Origin of the sequence: Blautia sp. An249 (assembly GCF_002159835.1) — a bacterium.
GTDB lineage: Bacteria > Bacillota > Clostridia > Lachnospirales > Lachnospiraceae > Blautia_A > Blautia_A avistercoris.
Genome location: NZ_NFJL01000017.1, coordinates 53,636 through 74,237, shown reverse-complemented (window position 1 = coordinate 74,237; position 20,602 = coordinate 53,636). Strand labels below are relative to the sequence as shown.

Below are 20,602 nucleotides of genomic sequence, written 5' to 3'. Positions count from 1 at the left end.
ATGCATGGAGCTGACTGTTACTAATCGGTCGAGGGCTTGACCTGGAGGCATAAGGGAGAGGCCTTATGCAGAAGAAGAGTGGATTTGTTGCAGCATGTATGTGGTTTTGAAGGTACAAGAAAGTGCACCATAGTTATGCTAATGGTGCTAAGTTTCTATATATAGGGGATTGGTCAAATGGTATGACAGGGGTCTCCAAAACCCTTAGTGGGAGTTCGATTCTCTCATCCCCTGCTGTTAAAAAGCCTTGAAAAATGCGTAAATACAGCATTTTTGAGGCTTTTATTTTTAAAATATATAAATTTAGACTTTTCTGTCTAAGCAGGATGTGCTATAATAACAAAGCAAGGGGTATTAGCGCAGTTGGGAGCGCGCCACACTGGCAGTGTGGAGGTCACGGGTTCAAGTCCCGTATACTCCATTAAACTAAGAACATATGAGTTCTGTTTCTGTGTATGATATATGTGTACAAGAATACACTTCGTCTGGTGTATTGGTTAAAATAGGGATAGCTTAGGCTGTTCTTTTTTTGTGTACCTGGAACAGACTCTTACCACTTTCTGCTATTGAATCGGCGCGTAAAATGTACAAGCCCTCAAGACTGAGGAGAAGGAGAGGTGACGTTTTTTAAGCAAATGATGAGAGGAAACTGGAAAAATATAGTTTGCCTTATTTCCTGGGGCCTTATCCTGATAGGAACTTTTCGCATACAGGGATTCGGAGTCCTGGTTTTTATTGGGCTGCTACTGAAATGGATTTGGAATAAAGTAAAAGCCATTCCAATTATAACCATAAAGAGGAAATAAGGAATCGTTGATACAGGAGGAGCTTTCCCGTTTCTCGTAAATGGGAAAGCTCCTCCTGTATCATGCTATGTATGGAGTTGGATGCCAATTGGAACTGGCAATATCTATATGAAAAAGGAAAACCCTTTGTTTGTATTTTAATATACAAAAAGTTTGTGAAAGAAATGTGATAGGAGAATTAAAAATCTGTGAAGGATCTGGAAAAAATCAGGAAACTTCCAGTTCGATCTGATGGAAAACCGACAGGCTGTCCTGCCAACGCGTATCGCTGCTGTCGCCCATGATGACACAGATATATGTTTCTCCCTGGATGACAGATGCAGATACCAGACAGCTTCCGGCCTGGCCGCTGTTTCCTGTTTTTAATCCCACTGCATTGGGATAGTAATAAGGACTTTCCGGATTCAGAAGTTCATTGGTATTATTATAGGTCACTTCCCGTCCGTCTGCCCAGGTATCGGAAATCCTAAAGGTGCCCATGATTTCTGCCAGGGTGGCATTTTCCAGACAGTTTGCTGCAATTTTTGCCAGATCTTCACAGGTGGTATACTGGCCTTCTGCATCGTAACCGTCCGGCCGTACGAAGTTTGAAGAGGCAGCGCCGATTTTCCTGGCCTTTTTGTTCATAGCTTCTGTAAAGGAGGAAACAGCGTCTTCTATGGGAAGACTGACATCCTGCTCTATTTTTCTGCCGGTATGGACGGCAATGGTATAAGCAGCGTCATTGCCGGAAGGCAGAAGCATGGCCACAAGGAGCTGTTTAAAAGTCAGTTGATTTCCGGCGGAAAGCCAGGCCCTTGAGGAATCAGAAGGAATCAGACCGATTTCTTCGCCCACGGTGACAACCTCCTCCATAGAGCAGTAATCAACGGCAGTCAGCGCTGTAAGCATTTTGGTTGTACTGGCGGGAGCGATTTGTTTTTGCCCTTCTTTGTCATAAATCGGAGTGCGTGACTCCAAATGCATGACATAGGCTTCCGGTGCGGCGAGCTCCAGAGTAAGGTCAGAGACAGGGGCGCTCTTAAAAAAAGGTAATCCTCCGCTAAACAAGGATGAAAAACATGTGTGAAAGATCAGGAGGAGGATAACGACATATTTTAATTCCGTCCCATCCGGGTTCTTTTTACGGGTGCGGGGCGTTTTAACAGGGACAAGGCGCAGGAAAAACAGCCCCAGTAAATAGCCCAAAAAGGTTCCGGCCAGGGAAAGGAGAAGCCGGTACAGAGAAAATCCGTCCGGACCTAAAAGATTAAAAATTCCTGTCAGTAAGCAGAGAATTGTTCCGTAAATAAAAAATGTACCAAAGCGGCGGCAGTTTCCGTAAAGGAGAACGGGAAATACGCCGAGTGGAAGGAACCAGATGAAAGTCCCCAGAGAGTCAGACAGAGAAACAGGCGAAAGACGAAACAGAGAGGACAGATCTGTCAGACTTTTCAGGAATGAGAACGACCACTGAGAAAAGGGAGCTGTCTGGCTGTCAAAAAGAAGACAGAGATAGACACAGTAGAAAAAGAATAAGAGTTTGTGGAACCAGGAGGTCGGCTTTTTTCTGAAAGAATGCCATAGCTGTACAGCAATGGTCAGTAAAAGACATAAAACCAATACGGACAAATAATAGTTCATAAATACACACCCCTTGAATGTCAAAATTGGTATCATTATAGCACAGAAAACTTTAGGAAATCTCTAAATTGCCATTATTTAGAAAATTTTAAGATTAACTCTTACAAAAAAAATTTCAAAGTGCTAAAATAATTATGTAGATTGAAGCATATTGATTTATAAAAACCGTTTTACTCAATCTTCTTGGGTTTAGCGGTTTTTTATTTGGAATCTTTCGTAGGATTCAGAAAAGGCGGTGCAGCGAAAATGTTCAGAGAAGGAGATTATATTGTTCATGGAAACGTAGGCGTGTGTCAGGTGAAGGAAATAGGGATGCCGGATTTTCTGCCGGCGGCCAGGGAGAGGCTTTATTATACTTTGCTGCCTTATAATACCAAAGGCAGTCTGATATTCACCCCGGTAGATAATCAGAAGGTAGTGATGCGGCCCCTTATGACTGCGAAGGAGGCCAGAGAGGTCATCGATTATGTGCAAAAGACGGACGTGCAGTGGTGCCGGGATGAAAAGAAAAGAGAAGCAGACTATAAAGAAGCCATCCGGTGCTGCAACGGGAAAAAACTGGGAATGATGGTGAAAGAAATTCGACAGCATAAGCGCCTCAGAACCGAGAAAGGGAAAAAAATCCCCTTCCAGGAAGAACGCTACTGCCGCATAGCAGAGGATAATCTGTTTGGAGAATTGACTCTTGTGCTGGGAATCCGGCCGGAAGAAATTAAAGAAAGGATCTTTTGTCCTATAAAACAGGCGTAACAGGAACTCTTTGCTGCTTTAATCAATAAGATAGAAAAAAAGGAGTTTTATATGGGAATTATTGATAAAGCAGTTGACTGGGCACAGAAGATAGCAGATAATAATAGTCACGGCTATGATCAGAATCAGAGATGGGGGCCGGACTATGACTGCAGTTCCTTCGTAATCGAGGCCTACGAGCAGGCCGGAGTTCCGGTGAAAACAAAAGGAGCCACTTATACAGGAAATATGCGGCAAGTATTTCTGCAGTGCGGATTCACCGATGTTACGGGAGAGTGTAATTTAGCCACAGGCAGCGGAATGAAGAAGGGAGATATTCTCCTGAATACCATTCATCATACGGTGATTGTAAAAGATACGAATACTAAGAGAGTGATTTCTGCCTCTTCCAATGAAAAAGGGACTGCAACCGGTGGAAAGACCGGAGATCAGACGGGGAAAGAAATTTTCGAGAGGTCATATTATAATTATCCCTGGGACTACGTACTGAGATATAAGGAAAAGAAACAATGGCTGGAAACAGGGGATCAGGGAGAAGAAGTATTACAGATGCAGAAGAATCTCATCTATATAGGATTCTCCTGCGGAGTCTCAGGTGCAGACGGTGTTTTCGGAAAAGATACGGAAAAGGCAGTCAAAGAAGCACAGAAAACCTTCGGACTTTCTGTGGACGGTCAATATGGAACAATGACAAAAGAAAAAACAGAGGCAGCAGTAAAAGAGAAAAAAGACAAAGAGCCGAAAAAGGCAGAGCTGTCTCAGATTACACTGCCCTATGTTCAAAAAGGGACGAAGGGAGTGGGAGCCAGCGTGCTTCAGTGTATTCTGGGCACAGAGATTAACGGAACGTTTGGCACAAAAGATGTGGAGGCATTAAAAGCGTTTCAGAAAAACACACGGCAGAGTCAGGACGGAGTCTGCGGAGAAAACGGCTGGAGGGCTGTCTGCGAACACCTTCTGGCCAATACAAAATAAGTTTGTCAGTCAGAAACGAAGCCGCACAGGTCTGCTAACTACAGGCGTGTGCGGTAAAATAGAAGAGAAAAGGGAGGAAAAGGATGTACCGGATTGATTTACATTGCGATACCGTGGGAAAACTGGCCGGCAGGGTGAATCGGTACTGTTTGAAAGGGAATCTGATGGAAAATCCCTTTGGGGTGGATGTAGAAAGGCTGGAGAAAACAGGCGGAGGGATACAGTGTTTCTCCACATTTTTTTTGACCGGCCATGTGCCCTCGGCCTTTCGGGAAGATTACGCATACCAAAAAGCGAAAAAACTGATTTCCTGGTATCACCGAGACAGAAATTTCACCCAGGGAAGGCTGCAGCCTATACGAACGGCAGAAGATCTGGAGTATTGTTTTAAACACAGAGTGTCGGGCGGTCTGCTGACTTTGGAAGATGCAGTTCCAACGGCAGGGGATCCGGAGAGACTTCGTGAATTTTATGATTTGGGCATACGGCTGATTACTCTGACCTGGAATTATGAGAACGCCCTGGGGTATCCTAATTCTCAAAATGCCTCTGTAATGATGCGGGGATTAAAACCGGCAGGAAGAGAAATGGTGGAAGAGATGAACCGGCTTGGCATTATTATAGATGTTTCTCATTTATCAGACGGAGGATTCTGGGATGTGGCAAGGATCAGTAAAAAACCGTTTATCGCCTCCCATTCCAATGCCCGGGCTGTGACGGAGCATCCGAGGAATCTGACTGACCGAATGATTCGTACCATAGCAGAGAGCGGAGGAGTGATTGGAATTAATTTTTGCCCCCGTTTTTTAAACGAGAAAGGAAAAGTAAGCCGTATCCGGGATATGGTAAGACATATTCATCATATTTACCAGACGGGCGGAGAAGATGTATTGGCTATTGGAACAGATTTGGACGGGATTACCGGAAAACTGGAGATCAATAGCTGTGAAAAACTGGAACGTCTTGAAGATGCCCTGAAGAAACGCCATATGTCCGGGAGAATTCTGGAGAAAATGTGGAGCAGGAATGCAAAAAGAGTACTGAAAGAAATCCTGTAAACGGAAAAAAGGTATAATTTTTGAAAAAACGGTTAACCTAATGCTGTTAAAAGGGAGATAAATATAAAAATCTTATGAATTTCTTTCCTCTGAGTAAATTAGTATTGGAAATTAGATTAAATATGTTATAATAAAAACGTTGTATGAAAAAAGAGAAAGTAGTTTGTTGAGGAGTTAGCAATCCATGAGTAACGAGGAAGAAAAGAGAAAAATCCGTGAACTCTTCCAGGAAGAGGTGGAGAGAGAGGAAACGGTTCAGAAAGAAATAGAAGATAAGACGGCTCCCGCGTCTCTGGATAAAGAGGCCACAGAGGCAGCCGATACACAGGAGAAGAAAGAAGCAACGAAAGAAGAAATCACAGAAGAACCGAAAGAAGAAGGAAAAGAAGAAACCCGGGAAAAGAAAGAAGAAACAAAGGAAGATACAAAAGAGAAAGAACATGAGCCTGAATCTCAGCCGGGGCCGGAAGAAGAAAGCAATCCGGTTTCTGAAGAAACAAAGGAAGAGAAGGTTCAGGAAAAAGAAGTTTCCCCGGAAGAGATGGAAAGTAAGATTGACGCGGCTGTGAAGAAAATTGTAACTGAAACAGTGGGAGACACCCCGGTTCCGGAAAGGACAGGCCCTCCCAGAAATGCAAGAGGAATGGTACAGACGCCCGTAAAGAAGAAGAAAAAAGGCCTGAAGATTGCAGGGCTTAGCCTTTTACTGGTGCTGGTGGCAGCAGGATGCGCTTATGGTGCAGGGACGTATTATTACTCGGATAAGTTCTTTGACGGTACGGTTATTAATGGCTTCGACTGTTCCAGAATGACGGCATATGAAGTGGAACAGGTGATTGCTGATAAAGTAGAGAATTATTCCATTAATGTAAAGGCCAGAAACAGCTCCGATCAGAGTATTTCCGGAGAAAGCATTAACTATGAATATGCCTCAGACGGAGAAGTATTAAAGCTTCTGAAAGAACAGAAGTCCTATGAATGGGTGAAAGGATTTTTCCAGAAAAAGGAATACGCCACCAAAGAGAACATCTCCTTCGATGTAGATCTGCTTCAGCAGCAGGTTTCCCAGTTGGAATGCGCGAAGGAGGAAAATCAGGTAGCGCCTCAGAATGCTTATGTGGCTTTTCAGGATTCTCAGTTTGTGATTGTTCCGGAAGATAATGGAAGTACCATTAACGTGCGGGAAGCCTATAATCTGGTGATGAATGCGGTTGCAAAGAGTGAGGAAGAAGTAAACCTGGATCAGGAAGGCGTTTACCAGACGGCAGAACTGACTCAGGACAGCGAGACACTGAAAAATACCCTTACGGAATGCAATAACCTTGTAAAGGCAAGTATTACCTACACTATCGGAGATGCTACGGAAGTGCTGGACGGAAACATCATTAAGGACTGGCTTACCTTCGACGAAAAGGGGCAGTTGGTGGATCTGGATACAACCCTGCAGACGAAGGTAACAGAATATGTGGCGTCCCTGGCGTCCAAGTATGACACCTATGGAAAAGACCAGACTTTCCACAGTACCAGTGGAAGAGACGTTGTGGTTATGGGATATACTTACGGCTGGCAGATTAACCAGCAGGAAGAGGCAGCTCAGCTTTTAACAGAGATTAAGGGCGGCCAGCAGGTAAATCGAGAACCTGTATATTCCAGCAGAGCTGCGGCAGGCAACAATGGATTTGGAGATACTTATGTGGAGCTGGATTTAAGCGCTCAGCACATGTATGTATACCAGGGAGGAGCGTTGGCTCTGGAATCCGATTTTGTCTCCGGAAACATGAGCTACAGCGACAGACAGACACCGGCAGGGGTTTACAGGCTGTATTATAAGAAAAGCCCGGATGTATTAAGAGGAAAACAAAGGCCGGACGGTTCCTATGAGTATGAAGAGCCGGTAACCTTCTGGATGCCTTTTAACGGCGGTGTGGGACTCCATGATGCACCGTGGAGAAGCTCTTTCGGCGGAGATATTTATCTGACCGGAGGTTCTCATGGATGTATCAACCTTCCTTATGCAGCGGCGGAACAGTTGTATGGCATCATTAATTCAGACATGCCGATTATCTGTTTCTATTAAAGAAGTTCAAATAAAAAGTGCCTTCTCACCAATGGGAAGGCACTTTAATTTTGCTGAAAACTAAAATATTTTACTTAAATCTGAAAACTGTTCAATTGTATAAGCAAAGTCGGGAACTTCTCCGAATCCATAGGAAGCATATACAAAAGGCACCCCAGCTTCCTGACAGGCCTGGTGATCTCCCAGAGTATCGCCCACGTAGACGGCAGAAGAAAGCTGATTTCTCTTTATGATTTCCTGGATATTGGCGCCCTTTTGGTTTCCTGTATCACCGGAACAGAGATAGTCGGTAAAATATTCAGAAAGGCCGGTGACTTTTAAAAAGACCTCGATATACCCGCTCTGGCAGTTGCTTACAATAAAAAGTTTATATTTTTCAGAGAGGATTTTTAAAGTTTCTTCCACTTTGTCAAAGGTAGGATTTCCATATTTTAAGAGATATTCATGTTCTTTATCACAGCACTTATTGATATAGGAAAGCTGTGTTTCTTTATCATATTCCGGAAAGATCCTGGCGGCGATTTCCGGGAGAACTTTACCGAAGAGCTGGTGCAGACGTTCTGCAGTAATTTCCATAGAAAGACCCAGATCCTGCTGAATACAGTCAGACCAGGCTTTTGCCACATTTTCTGTGGAATCCCAGAGAGTTCCGTCCACGTCAAAGATGATACTATCCATGCTATTTTCCTCCATATACAGGTATTTATATAAAAACTATGTTCATTCTAAAGTAGAATTTTAGAAAATGCAACTGCTTTTTCCGGGGTTTTGTGATATAATAGCCCAATGAGATACGAGAAGATAAAAAATGGAATTTTTATAAAAAGACCCAACCGTTTTGTGGCCCACGTGCTGATAGAAGGCAAAGAGGAAATCTGTCATGTGAAAAATACGGGAAGATGCCGGGAATTGTTAATCCCGGGAGTTTCTGTGATTCTGGCAGAGGGCAAAGGGACGGGCAGAAAAACAAAATATGATTTGGTTGCAGTAAACAAGGGGGGACAGTGGATCAATATGGATTCTCAGGCTCCCAATCAGGCTGTATGGGAATGGATTCTGGAGGGAAACCTGTTTTCAAAGGAAGCCCACGTTCAGAGGGAGAAAAAATATAAAGCATCCCGGTTTGACCTGTATGTGGAAGAGAAGGACAGGAAAGCATTTCTGGAAGTAAAGGGTGTGACCCTGGAAGAGAATCAGACGGCTAAGTTTCCCGATGCTCCCACTGCCCGTGGAATAAAACATATTCAGGAATTAATACAGTGTACAGAAGATGGGTATGAGGCATATCTGATTTTTGTAATTCAAATGAAAGGGATTCGCGAATTTTGTCCTAACTGGGATACTCAGCCGGAATTAGGGGAAAACTTAATAAAAGCTCAAAATGCAGGGGTACATATTCTGGCCTGGGACTGCAGGGTGACGGAATCGGAGATGAAACTGGATCAGCCGGTTTTCGTGAATCTCACAAAGGAGTAACAGATGATGGAAGAGAATATACTGAGGAAAATTTCTGAGCCTCTGCTGGCCTGGTATGAAGAAAAGAAACGGGAACTCCCCTGGAGAGATAAGAATAACGCCTACTATACCTGGGTTTCGGAAATTATGCTTCAGCAGACCCGGGTAGAAGCGGTAAAGCCCTATTTCACCAGATTTATTCAGGAACTGCCGGATATAAAAGCTCTGGCATACTGTGAAGAGAAAAAACTTTTAAAGCTCTGGGAGGGGCTGGGGTATTATAACCGGGTCAGGAATATGCAGAAAGCAGCTCTGGAAGTATGCGAAAAATATCAGGGAGAGCTTCCGGCAGATTATGAAGACCTGCTGTCCTTACCCGGAATCGGAAGTTATACGGCGGGAGCGATTGCATCCATTGCTTATGGGCTTCCCGTGCCGGCTGTGGACGGGAATGTTTTCCGGGTGGTGTGCCGGCTGACAGAAAACGGGGCGGATGTCAGCAAACAGTCTGTAAGACGCCAAATCGAGCAGCAGGTAAAAGAAATTATCCCGGCTGCCAGGGCAGGGGACTTTAACCAGGCTTTGATGGAGCTGGGGGCAGTGGTATGCGTTCCCAACGGCCAGGCCAGATGCGGGGAATGTCCCCTTGAGGCTTTCTGCCAGGCAAAAAAGAACGACAGAATCCAGGAATATCCTTATAAAGCGCCTAAGAAAGCCAGAACCATTCAGGAGAAAACCGTTCTGGTGATTCAGGATGGAGAGAAGGTTGTATTAAAAAAACGGCCGGAGAAAGGGCTTTTAGCCGGACTGTATGAGTTTCCCAATAAGGCCGGAGTGCTGGATCAGAAAACAGCCTTAAAAGAAGTAGAGAAAATGGGGCTTTTGCCCCTTCGGATACAGCCCATGGAAGAGGCAAAACATATTTTTTCCCATGTGGAATGGAGGATGCATGGGTATCAGATACGGGTGGAAGGCCTGGAAAGAAAGCAGAAAAAGCTGATTTATGCCGATAAAAAGCAGGTACAGGAAAAATATGCAATTCCATCCGCATTTTCTGCATTTATTAAATACCTGAATTTGAAGGAGGAAGAAGAGAAATGAAAATACTGAGTATAGCAGTGCCCTGTTATAATTCCCAGGCATATATGAGAAAATGTATCGATTCTCTGCTGGAAGGCGGGGAAGATGTGGAAATTTTAGTGGTGGATGACGGGTCTTCTGATGAAACCGCTCAGATTGCCGATGAATATGCAGAGAAATATCCTACCATTGTAAAAGCAATCCATCAGGAAAACGGGGGCCATGGAGAGGCTGTAAATACAGGGATCAGGAATGCGTCCGGTATTTACTTTAAAGTGGTGGACAGCGACGACTGGGTACAGAAAGAAGCTTATCTGGAGATTTTATCTACCCTGTCTATGTTTGTAAAAGGTTCCTACACTGTAGATATGCTGATTAGCAATTTTGTCTATGAAAAACAGGGAGCCAGGAGAAAGAAAATCATGCAGTATAAGAACTGTTTTCCGGAAAAGGAAGTCTTTACCTGGGATAAGGTGGGACGTCTGCCCAAAGGAAAATATCTGCTGATGCATTCCCTGATTTACCGGACGAAGCTTCTCCATGACTGTCAGCTGAAACTGCCGAAACATACCTTTTATGTGGATAATTTATTTGCATTTGAACCCCTTCCTTATGTGAAAAATATGTACTATCTGAATGTGAATTTTTACCGGTATTTTATCGGAAGAGAGGATCAGTCTGTGAATGAAGAAGTGATGATTCGCAGAATTGATCAGCAGTTACTGGTAAATAAACGGATGATAGATACTTATGTGAAATACGATCTCCGACAGAAGGGACTCAGAAAATATATGAGGACGTATCTGGATATTATTATGACAGTTTCCTCTATAATGCTGCTGCGTTCCGGAACCGAAGAGGCCATTGAGAAGAAGAACGAACTGTGGGCGTATTTAAAGAACGCGGATCGGTATCTGTACCGGAAAATCCGGTACGGTCTCTTAGGAAGGGCAGTGAATCTGCCGGGAAGCGGAGGAAGGAAGATCTCCGTGGATATTTACCGTGTGGTACAGAAATTCTATGGATTCAATTAAAGAAGGCATCAAAAAAACAGGACCTGAATCGGTCCTGTTTTTTGATCCAATCAGAAAGTAATTCGTTACCGGCTGCGGCTCCAGCTTACTGCTTTGGATTTCTGCTTTGCATGGGCTCTTACTTTTTCCCTGTAGAAAATCAGATAACCGGCCAGAGCCAGAGTAGTTCCCAGACAGACATCCACCACGGAATGCTGTTTTAAAAACATAGTGGATAAAATAATCAGTATGGTTAAAATCCAGGAAACCGTCCGGATTCCATGGCGGTTTTTCAGGGAGCGGCAGGATAAAATCGCCAGATGAATCGCCAGGGAATTAAATACGTGAATACTTGGCAGAATGTTTGTGGGTGTATCAGAACGGTAAACCATCTGAACCAGATCCACGAAGAAATTATCCCGGGCAAACTCCGTAGGCCGAAGCATCTGGGCATTGGGGTAAATAAAAGAAACAATCAGAAAAATTGTCATTCCCATGCACAGGTTCTTGGTCAGACGATAGTATTCTTCTTTGTCCGGATTCCGGAAAATAAAATATGCAACAGCTCCGAACATGTAAGGGAACCATAAAAGGTATGGAACTACAAAATACTCGCAAAACGGAATATAGTCGTCCAGAGTTGTGTGAATAATATGATAACTGATAACCGTACGCTGTTCCAGATATCCAAACAGCAGCGTGTAAACAATGCTGTAGATTGTGATAATAAGCCCGTGTTTATATTTTCTGACAAATTGCACTATTTCACCTTCTTATTTTATTTTCCCCTCAAATAAGATTATAGCGATTATAGCACAGGTGAAGCGATTTTTAAAGTTGTTTTTTCAAGGCCAACCTGCAGGTCACTTTGCATTCCGCCGGACTCTCCGTCTCTGTGGAGCGGGAGGGGAGATGTACTATGTATTTGTATGGATTTACAGCGGAAAGGAAGCAGGAGGAGGAATTTCAGCCTGGAAATACCGGAAACAATGCAGACGTCTAAAAGTCCGTCGTCATCTCTGGCACCGGGACAAAACCTCACCCCGCCTCCTTCACAGGGCTGATTCATCACAGAGATAAAGTAGACCCTGGAAAAGGAATAATTCCTGTCATTATCCAGTCTGACTTTAATATCTGCAGGGCGGCACAGGAGAAGCTGTTTCACGGCCAGAAAGGCATAGGTAAGTTTTCCTGCATGAAAACGGTTTAATACTTTTTTAACAGGAGAAACAAGGGCTTCCTGACAGATAGCCGCATCAAATCCCATTCCGCAGCTTACGCCGAAGCGGAAGGATTTTCCCTGGGATTTGCAGACGCCCACGTCGATGGAGCGGCTGTAAGGATTCTCTAACAGGTAATCCAGACAGTCTGAAACCTTTTTAGGGAGGCGGCAGCCTCTTGCGAAATCATTTCCGGAACCGGTGGGAATGTAGCCCAGCAGTACTTTGGAAAAATCAGAAATTCCATTTAAAACCTCATTGAGCGTGCCGTCTCCGCCGATTACAATAAGTTCCACGGGATATTCTTTTTTGGTGAGTTGTTTTGCAAGCAGGGCGGCATGACCGGCATATTCCGTAAGATGCGCCTGATAGGAAATACCGCGAAAATCCAGTTCTTTTTTCACAGACAACCAGATGTTCTTCCCGAATCCGGAAGAGGAATTAGGGTTTACAAGGAAGTATTTCATAGGGAAATCCTTTCTGCATAGTATTTTACGGGTTTATTGTAGCTCTGATTCGGACTGTTTACAAGAGAAACAAAAAAAGAAAAGCATTTGTCCCGTGGAAAGAGAAATGATATAATAGCCAGAGTGAATAAAAAAGGAGTAATGCAATGAAATCATTGGTAATCGCTGAAAAACCTTCCGTGGGAAGAGACATTGCCAGGGTTCTGCAGTGCCAGAAAGCAGGAAACGGCATTTTAGAGGGAAAACAGTATGTGGTGACCTGGGCGCTGGGACACCTGGTGACATTGGCCGACCCGGAAGAATACGATAAAAAATACGAACAGTGGAAGATGGAGACCCTGCCCATGCTTCCGGAACACATGAAACTGGTGGTTATCCGTCAGACATCGAAACAGTTTAAAATTGTGAAATCCCAGTTAAACCGGCAGGATATTAAAGAGGTTATTATTGCCACGGACGCAGGAAGAGAAGGAGAACTGGTAGCCCGGTGGATTCTGGAGAAAGCCGGCTGCCATAAACCAGTCAAACGGCTCTGGATTTCTTCTGTAACCGATAAGGCTATCCGGGAAGGTTTTGCGAACTTAAAGGACGGACGGCAGTATGAGAATCTTTACCATGCTGCCCAAGCCAGAGCAGAGGCGGACTGGCTGGTGGGAATAAACGGAACCAGAGCGCTGACCTGTAAATATAACGCCCAGTTATCCTGCGGCCGGGTACAGACGCCAACCCTGGCTATGATAGCCAAAAGGGAGGAAGAAATCCGCAGTTTCCAGCCCAGAGAATATTATGGAATCCAGGTGACAGCCCAGGGGATTCATTTTACCTGGAAAGATAAGAAAAGCGGAAGCTTCAGCACTTTCCAGAAAGAAAAAGCAGAAAAGATTGTACAGGAGATCCAGGGAAAACCTGTTACCATAGAAAAGGTGGAGCGAAAAGAGAAGAGGAGCAGCGCGCCGGGGCTGTATGATTTAACAACCCTGCAAAGGGAAGCAAACCAGAAGTTTGGGTTTTCTGCAAAAGAGACGCTGAATATTATGCAGCGTCTGTACGAGAGCCATAAAGTTCTGACCTATCCCAGGACAGATTCCAGATATATCGGAAAAGACGTGGTTCCTACCATTAAAGAGAGGCTGAAAGCCTGCGGCGTGGGCCCCTATAAGAAACTGTGCGCCCACCTTCTGGGAAAACCGGTACAGACAAATAAAAGTTTTGTGGATGACAGCAGGGTAAGCGACCACCATGCCATTATTCCCACAGAACAGTTTGTGGATCTGACCCATATGACAAACGAGGAAAGAAAGATTTACGATCTGGTTGTACGCCGTTTCCTGAGCGTTTTATATCCCCCTTATATTTATGACAAGGTGACGGTGGAAGGAAACGCAGGAGGATATTCATTTGCTGCCGCCGGAAAAGCAGTGAAAAGTTCCGGATGGAAAGAGGTCTATGAGCAGGAGGTTCCAGAAGAAGAGGAAGACCTCCAGTTAAAAGAGCAGAAGCTGCCGGACTTAAAGCAGGGAGAGAAATTACAGCAGGAGAGAGCGGTAATCACAAAAGGAAAGACCAGGCCGCCTGCCAGGTTTACAGAAGCCAGTCTGCTGGCCGCCATGGAAAATCCGGTAAAATATATGGAAAGCCGGGATAAACAGGCAGTGAAGACTCTGGGAGAAACAGGAGGACTGGGAACGGTTGCCACCAGAGCGGATATTATTGAGAAATTATTTCATACCTTTTTAATGGAAAAGAAGGGAAATGAGATTTATCTTACCTCAAAGGCAAGGCAGTTATTGAAATTAGTGCCCGAAGATCTGAAGAAACCGGAGCTGACGGCGGACTGGGAAATGAAACTGGCCGGAATTTCCAAGGGGAAGATAAGACGGGATACTTTCTTAAAGGGAATTACCCAATATACCAAAGAAATTGTGGAGGAAATCAAAGAGGGAACAGGAACGTTCGCCCACGACAACCTGACAAACAAAGTCTGCCCCAACTGCGGAAAGAGACTTCTGGCAGTCAATGGAAAGAACAGTAAAATGCTGGTGTGTCAGGATCGGGAGTGCGGATACCGGGAGACTGTCTCCAGAACCTCCAATGCCCGCTGTCCCAAATGCCATAAGAAAATGGAGCTGTATTTAAAGGGAAAAGAAGAAACCTTTATCTGTGTCTGCGGATATAAGGAGAAATTATCTGCCTTTAAATCCAGAAGAGAAAAGGAAGGGGCAGGAGTTAATAAGCGGGACGTGCAGAATTATCTGAGAAAACAGAAACAGGAAGCAAAGGAGCCGGTAAATAACAGTTTTGCCCAGGCTCTGGCAGGAATCAAGCTGGATTCTTAGAAAGAAATGTAAACTAAATGGTAAAAAGAGGTTGACAATTGGTGAATCAGATTTTATAGTAAACTGGAAAACACCGGATCCATACCGGTAATAAAAGAAAAGAAGAGGAAAAAATATGGCGAAACATCAGAGATTGTCAACCAGGTATTTAGTTTTATGCGGAATGTTTACAGCATTAACTGCAATCGGAGCCTTTATCCAGATTCCCGTCCCTTATATGGACTATTTCACGCTCCAGTTTTTCTTTGTCCTTCTGGCAGGAATTGTATTAGGGGGAAAGAAGGGAGCCGCATCTGTGGGCTGTTACGTGCTGTTGGGCCTTCTGGGGATTCCCATCTTTGCAGCAGGCGGAGGAATCGGTTATATCTTCCGTCCCAGTTTCGGTTATCTGCTGGGATTTATAGCGGCCGCCTTTGTAACAGGAAGCATCTGTGAAAAAAGAGCCTGCAATTACCGGAATTATTTTTTAGCCTGTCTGGCAGGTTTTGTGGTTACTTACGGAATCGGAATTTTATACAAATATTTTATATTAAATTATTATGCAGATACGCCGGCAACTCTGGCAGTGGTACTGCTGTCCTGTTTTCCGCTGGATATGCCCGGAGACTTCGTGCTTTGCATGGTAGCGTCAGGAGTGGGTGTGACACTTAGGAAACGGGTACTGTCTCAGTTAAGTTATAGTTGATCCGGCCAAATGAGGTGAGAAGATGACAGTAAAGGAAAAGGTACTTTCCCTTCTGATGGAAGCAGAGGGAAGATCGGTTTCCGGAGAAGAAATTGCAAAAACTCTGCAGGTAACACGAAGCGCCGTCTGGAAAGGCATTCAGGGACTGAAAAAAGCAGGGTACCAGGTGGAAGGAGTGCCAAACAAAGGATACCGCCTGGTTAAAGAAAGCGACCGGCTGTCCGCTCAGGCGATTTCCGGATACCTGGGAAAAGATAAGGATAAATACAGAATTCAGGTATACCAGGAGGTCACTTCCACCAACGATGTGTTAAAAAAGATGGCCGAAGAGAAAGCGCCGGAAGGAACCATTGTGCTGGCGGAATCCCAGCTGGCCGGTAGGGGCCGGAAAGATCGGAGATTCTATTCTCCTTCGGAAAGAGGGATCTACATGAGTCTTCTTCTGAAACCCCAGATGGATCTTTCAGACGCCCGCCTGATAACCTGTGCGGCGGCGGCGGCCACAGCCCGTGCCATAGAAGAAATTACGGGACAGGATACAAAAATCAAATGGGTAAACGATCTGTTTCTGGAAGATAAGAAGATATGCGGAATTCTCACAGAAGCTTCCATGTCCCTGGAAACAGGGGCAGTGGAATACTTTATTTTAGGAATCGGCGTCAACGTCTATCTTCCGGAAGACGGATTTCCCCGGGAACTGAAATCCATTGCCGCCTTCCTCTATCCGGATCGGAAGACGGAGATTCGAAACCCTCTGGCAGCTAGGATCATACAAAATGTGATGGAGTATTACCGGGGATTAGAGGAAAAAACTTTTTACCAGGAATACAGGAAGCGATCTTTTATAATAGGAAGAAAGGTAAAACTTCACGGGATCCGGCAGGAGGAGAGAGCACAGGTTCTGGATTTGGATCAGGGCTGCCGGCTGGTGGTAAAACTGGAAAACGGTACGGTGAAAAAATTACAGGGAGGAGAGGTTTCCCTTCTCCTGGAGGAATAGAGGGTGACAACAAATTATGGAATTACTGGAAAAATTAACAGAGAAAGTACTCAGAAAGGAAAAAATTACCAAAGATGAGGCGCTGAAATTATATGATATGCCTCTGGAAGAATTGTGCGGGGCCGCAGATCGGATACGGAAGCATTTCTGTAAAGACGGATTTGATATTTGCACCATCGTCAATGGAAAAAGCGGCAGATGTTCGGAAAACTGCAAGTACTGCGCCCAGTCTTCTTTCTATCATACTTCGGCGAAAGAGTACTCCCTTCTGGATAAGGAAGAGATATTACGGCAGGCCCGCTATAATGCCCAAAAAGGCGTGCTTCGGTATTCTATCGTAACTTCCGGAAAGAAACTGCCGGATAAAGAAGTGGATGAGATGTGTGATATTATTAAGGAAATACGAAAAACTGTGGGAATTTCCGTCTGTGTTTCCTTTGGTCTGTTAAACAAAGAGCAGTTTGCAAAGTTAAAGGAGGCAGGAGCTTCCCGGGTACACAACAATCTGGAAACTTCCAGAAGGAATTTTCCCAATGTCTGTACCACCCATACCTTTGACGATAAGATTCAGGCTATCCAGGCAGCTAAAGAAGCGGGACTTACCGTATGCAGCGGGGGAATCCTGGGATTGGGAGAGACGGTAGAAGACCGGATCGATCTGGCTCTGTCTTTAAGAGAACTGGAGATTAAAAGTGTTCCCATCAATCTGTTGAATCCTATTCCCGGAACACCTTACGAAAATAACCCGGTCCTGTCAGAGGAGGAAATGCGAAGAACCGTGGCAGTCTTTCGCTTCCTTTTGCCGGAGGCTTCCCTGCGGCTGGCCGGAGGCAGAGGACTTTTAAAGGATAAGGGAGAAAGCTGCTTCTGTTCTGGGGCCAATGCAGTCATATCCGGCGATATGCTGACCACCTCAGGGTATACCATTGACTCCGACATGAAACTGATAAAGAAGTTGGGATATAAGGCGGAATTGTGTAATGAGTAAAGGAATTTTTGTAACCGGAACCGGGACAGACGTGGGGAAAACTTACGTAACAGCATTACTGGTGAAAAAGTTAAGAGAGTCCGGGTATAAAGCCGGATATTATAAGGCGGCAATCTCAGGGGCATCCCGGATAGAAGAAAGTGATGCGGGATACGTAAAGAAAATTTCTAAAATCCCTCAGGAGGAAGAAACTCTGGTTTCTTATTTATACCAGGAGGCGGTTTCGCCTCACCTTGCGGCAAGATGGGAAGGACGGCCGGTGGAAATGGAGCAGGTTAAAAAAGACTTTGCGAAAGTAAAGCAGCAGTATGAATATGTGACGGTGGAAGGCAGCGGCGGAATCTTATGCCCCATCCGCTGGGATGAGAAGGAAAAAGTGATGCTGGAAGACGTTATTCAAATGCTGGGGCTGAATCTGATACTGGTGGCAGATGCAGGACTGGGCTCTATCAACGCCACAGTGTTAACCACAGAGTACTTAAAACAGAAAAACAGGAAAGTGAAAGGGATTATTCTGAACCACTTTACAGGAACAGAGATGGAAGAGGATAACCGGAAGATGATAGAAGAGTTATCCGGGATTCCGGTAATCGCCACGGTAAAACCGGGCCAGGAAGATCTGGAGACGGATGGAAAGACCCTGGCATCCCTTTATGAATAAAACGAAATGCCATAAAAACAGGAGGAACCGAAACCTCCTGTTTTTTATGTAATAGGAAATTCCTTTGGATTTCCTATTACATAAAAAATGCTCCGCTATGGATGCGACCAGATGCATATGGAATTTGGTTAAAAAAGCCGACTACCTGTAAAAATTGGTATGAATGGATGAAATTTGGGACAAGTGGCTCTGGTCTGAAAAAGAAAAAAAGCATATAATAAAGGATATAACACGTATTATGGAAACAAAATTAGGGGATATGACGATTGAAGATTGCAATATGTGATGATATTAAAGAAGATCTGGCATGTTTAAAAGCGGATTTAAATGAACTCTGGCAGGAGGCGGAAATTGATACTTACGAAAGCGGTACAGAGGTCGTCCGTCAGATACAGCAGGGAACTTACTATGATCTGATATTTTTAGACATTTTTATGAAACAGGAAAACGGAATCGAAATCGGCAAAGAAATCCGCCAGTATTTTCCGGGAATTGAATTGGTTTACGTTAGTAATAGCAGGGAGTTCGGCCCGGAGGTATATGAGCTGAATGCCCTGCATTATTTAGTAAAACCCTATCGTACAGAAGCTTTAAAGGAAATAAAAAGAAGGTTTCTGGAACTGGACAGGAAGAGGACCGTAGTCTGTCTGGGCAGGGAGCAGAAGCAGGAAGTTCCTTACCATATGATTACATATATTGAAAGTGCGCACAATAATCTGATGATTCATCTAATCACAGGTTCTGTGCTGAAAATCCGGGACAGCATTCAGGGATTTATGGAGAAATTGGATGATCGTTTTTTGAGGATTAACCGGGGAGTCATTGTAAATATGGAAGCCATTGAAAGAATGAATGGAGATTCCTGTGAAATCGGGGGAATTACTTTTATGTTAAGCCGCAGAGAGCGGGCGGAGAACAGAAGACGCTATAATGACTGGCTGTTTAAAATTGCCATGGGCGGTAAGGAGAATGAAAAAGAATGATAATTGATTTTGAGAGGGTTTGGTACTTCTTAATGCAGTTTCTGGGGTATAACTTTCAGCTGCTGCCTGTAGCCCTGCTTTTGTGGGTGCCTTTTTCTGATGAACAGTTAAAAATCAGAAAGAAAAGACTGTATCCGGTTGTAATTTCTACAGTTGTCCTGTTCAGTCTGGTGTTTGCGCTGATAATGGCAAGTATCTATGAGAGTTTCCTCTTCTATACAAGAGGATGGCTGGTGGGAAACGTGATGTTTTCCCTGGTCTGGATTCTTGGCACGGCGGTATATTTTGGCAATTTCAAAAAAGGAACCAACGGCCGGATTCTGTGCTATGTAATGGCTCTTCAATACGGGATTTCTATTTATACTCTGTCAGAAATCGGGGGAAAATTCTGCAGCATTGATGAGATGTATGGGAGAATGTTTACTCCCTATGGAACATTCGCGGTTTTATTTTACTTCATCTGCAGCCTGATACTGATGCCTGTTATGTATCGGTTCCTGACGAAATATAATTTCAATATGCTGTCAGGAGAAAATAAAAGGAATGTTTTACTGATTTCTATAAGCTCCATTATTCTTCTGGTGCTCTATGTGGTGGCTCTGATGGCAGAATTGGAGATCTATAACCATACCCGTTTATTCAGAGTATATGTTGCTTCCAGTGTATGGATGGTCTGCATGATTGCCAGCGATTTTCTGGCGTATTTCATCTATTTCTCCTGTCTCCGTATAGAGAAAGAGAAGGAGCAGATGCACACCCAGCTTACAGCCTTTGAACTTCAGTCCCAGCATATGCGGGATAAGATACAGGAAGAGAAAAAGTCCATGCATAATATGAGGCATCATTTCCGTACCCTGATCAGTCTGTCAGAAAGACAGGAATATGAAAAGCTGCAGGAATATCTCCGGAAATATCTGGAAGAATGGGAAAATGTCAGCAGCCGTCTGATTTCCAGAAACCCTATAATAGGCAGTATCTTAGGATATTACATTGCACAGGCAGAAGAAAAGGGGATTCAGGTACAGAAAAACATTGAGATTAAAGAGCATTACCCCTTTGATATGATGGATTTAACCGTACTTCTGGGAAATGCTCTGGAGAATGCTCTGGAAGCCTGCAGTCAGTGCAGCTCTGATACGAAGTCCTTTATCCGGATTCAGATGGGACAGAGAAAGCAGACTCTGCTTATAAAAATTGAAAATTCCTGTGAAAACAGAAAGAACGTATCATGTTATGGAGATAAAATCCCCAAATCCTCTAAATCGGGAAGGATGTACGGATATGGAATCTCCAGCATGCAGATGATTGTTAAAAAATATCAGGGTTCACTGGAATTCTGGGAAGACGGGGAGATTTTTACAGTAAGGATGGTTTTAAATATACCGGATTCTGATGAAAATCAAAAAGTAAGTGGGAAGGGATAAA

18 protein-coding genes and 2 tRNA genes are annotated in these 20,602 nt (G+C 44.2%); 16 read left to right on the top strand and 4 right to left on the bottom strand.

Features of this window, described 5'->3' with window-relative positions; genetic code table 11:
- Window positions 1–163: 163 nt before the first annotated feature.
- Together B5F53_RS14785 and B5F53_RS14780 are read left to right on the top strand one after the other, a co-directional pair.
- Window positions 164–234: transfer RNA gene (locus tag B5F53_RS14785), tRNA-Trp, on the top strand.
- Between the two features lie 114 nt (window positions 235–348).
- Window positions 349–421 (top strand) — tRNA-Ala (locus tag B5F53_RS14780).
- Between the two features lie 592 nt (window positions 422–1,013).
- Here B5F53_RS14780 and B5F53_RS14770 read toward each other — a convergent pair.
- The gene (locus tag B5F53_RS14770) at window positions 1,014–2,429 is read right to left on the bottom strand and encodes a D-alanyl-D-alanine carboxypeptidase family protein (protein WP_162610622.1); all 1,416 of its coding nucleotides are present in this window, start codon (window positions 2,427–2,429) and stop codon (window positions 1,014–1,016) included.
- Between the two features lie 246 nt (window positions 2,430–2,675).
- On the opposite strand from B5F53_RS14770, the gene B5F53_RS14765 reads away from it, so the two are divergent.
- The 4 genes from B5F53_RS14765 (at window position 2,676) to B5F53_RS14750 (ending at window position 7,289) form a co-directional block, all read left to right on the top strand.
- Window positions 2,676–3,179 carry a CarD family transcriptional regulator gene (locus B5F53_RS14765; protein WP_087224723.1) on the top strand — a complete coding sequence of 168 codons (504 nt, stop codon included), beginning with the start codon at window positions 2,676–2,678 and terminating at the stop codon, window positions 3,177–3,179.
- A 51-nt stretch (window positions 3,180–3,230) separates the two neighbouring features.
- Complete coding sequence (locus B5F53_RS14760) at window positions 3,231–4,154, top strand: peptidoglycan-binding domain-containing protein (RefSeq protein WP_087224720.1); 924 nt, start codon at window positions 3,231–3,233, stop codon at window positions 4,152–4,154.
- Between the two features lie 83 nt (window positions 4,155–4,237).
- Window positions 4,238–5,212, top strand: coding sequence for a dipeptidase (locus tag B5F53_RS14755; protein ID WP_087224717.1), 975 nt, complete (start codon window positions 4,238–4,240; stop codon window positions 5,210–5,212).
- A 184-nt stretch (window positions 5,213–5,396) separates the two neighbouring features.
- The gene (locus B5F53_RS14750; RefSeq protein WP_242970337.1) at window positions 5,397–7,289 is read left to right on the top strand and encodes a L,D-transpeptidase family protein; all 1,893 of its coding nucleotides are present in this window, start codon (window positions 5,397–5,399) and stop codon (window positions 7,287–7,289) included.
- Window positions 7,290–7,349: 60 nt separating this feature from the next.
- Here B5F53_RS14750 and B5F53_RS14745 read toward each other — a convergent pair whose 3' ends face one another.
- The gene (locus tag B5F53_RS14745; RefSeq protein ID WP_087224713.1) at window positions 7,350–7,967 is read right to left on the bottom strand and encodes an HAD family hydrolase; all 618 of its coding nucleotides are present in this window, start codon (window positions 7,965–7,967) and stop codon (window positions 7,350–7,352) included.
- Between the two features lie 108 nt (window positions 7,968–8,075).
- Here B5F53_RS14745 and sfsA point away from each other — a divergent pair, with 108 nt between their 5' ends.
- Genes sfsA through B5F53_RS14730 form a run of 3 tightly spaced genes read left to right on the top strand, consistent with a single transcriptional unit; the run spans window position 8,076 to window position 10,858 of the window.
- Window positions 8,076–8,765, top strand: a complete 690-nt coding sequence (gene sfsA / locus B5F53_RS20405) for a DNA/RNA nuclease SfsA (protein WP_087224710.1) — start codon at window positions 8,076–8,078, stop codon at window positions 8,763–8,765.
- 3 nt (window positions 8,766–8,768) lie between these two features.
- On the top strand, window positions 8,769–9,845 hold the full coding sequence (gene mutY / locus B5F53_RS20400) for an A/G-specific adenine glycosylase (RefSeq protein WP_330396217.1): 1,077 nt from the start codon (window positions 8,769–8,771) through the stop codon (window positions 9,843–9,845).
- Window positions 9,842–10,858: a glycosyltransferase family 2 protein gene (locus B5F53_RS14730; RefSeq protein WP_087224706.1), complete on the top strand. Its 1,017-nt coding sequence runs from the start codon at window positions 9,842–9,844 to the stop codon at window positions 10,856–10,858. The genes mutY and B5F53_RS14730 overlap by 4 nt, the downstream gene beginning before the upstream one ends.
- Before the next feature lie 65 nt (window positions 10,859–10,923).
- Here B5F53_RS14730 and B5F53_RS14725 read toward each other — a convergent pair whose 3' ends face one another.
- Entirely contained in the window at window positions 10,924–11,598 is a 675-nt protein-coding gene (locus tag B5F53_RS14725) for a phosphatase PAP2 family protein (RefSeq protein WP_087224703.1), read from the bottom strand.
- 47 nt (window positions 11,599–11,645) lie between these two features.
- Entirely contained in the window at window positions 11,646–12,524 is an 879-nt protein-coding gene (locus B5F53_RS14720; protein WP_087224700.1) for a diacylglycerol/lipid kinase family protein, read from the bottom strand.
- A 146-nt stretch (window positions 12,525–12,670) separates the two neighbouring features.
- On the opposite strand from B5F53_RS14720, the gene B5F53_RS14715 reads away from it, so the two are divergent.
- From B5F53_RS14715 to B5F53_RS14685, 7 genes are all read left to right on the top strand, one after another.
- Entirely contained in the window at window positions 12,671–14,860 is a 2,190-nt protein-coding gene (locus tag B5F53_RS14715; protein ID WP_087224697.1) for a DNA topoisomerase III, read from the top strand.
- 115 nt (window positions 14,861–14,975) lie between these two features.
- A complete protein-coding gene (locus B5F53_RS14710; protein WP_087224694.1) occupies window positions 14,976–15,545 on the top strand; it encodes a biotin transporter BioY in 570 nt (189 codons plus the stop codon).
- A gap of 22 nt (window positions 15,546–15,567) precedes the next feature.
- Entirely contained in the window at window positions 15,568–16,545 is a 978-nt protein-coding gene (locus B5F53_RS14705) for a biotin--[acetyl-CoA-carboxylase] ligase (protein ID WP_087224691.1), read from the top strand.
- Window positions 16,546–16,561: 16 nt separating this feature from the next.
- Window positions 16,562–17,533, top strand: coding sequence for a biotin synthase BioB (gene bioB / locus B5F53_RS14700; protein ID WP_087224688.1), 972 nt, complete (start codon window positions 16,562–16,564; stop codon window positions 17,531–17,533).
- Window positions 17,526–18,194, top strand: coding sequence for a dethiobiotin synthase (gene bioD / locus B5F53_RS14695; protein ID WP_087224685.1), 669 nt, complete (start codon window positions 17,526–17,528; stop codon window positions 18,192–18,194). The genes bioB and bioD overlap by 8 nt, the downstream gene beginning before the upstream one ends.
- Before the next feature lie 266 nt (window positions 18,195–18,460).
- On the top strand, window positions 18,461–19,177 hold the full coding sequence (locus tag B5F53_RS14690) for a LytR/AlgR family response regulator transcription factor (RefSeq protein ID WP_087224682.1): 717 nt from the start codon (window positions 18,461–18,463) through the stop codon (window positions 19,175–19,177).
- A complete protein-coding gene (locus B5F53_RS14685; RefSeq protein WP_087224679.1) occupies window positions 19,174–20,601 on the top strand; it encodes a sensor histidine kinase in 1,428 nt (475 codons plus the stop codon). The genes B5F53_RS14690 and B5F53_RS14685 overlap by 4 nt, the downstream gene beginning before the upstream one ends.
- The last annotated feature ends 1 nt before the right edge of the window (window position 20,602 follow it).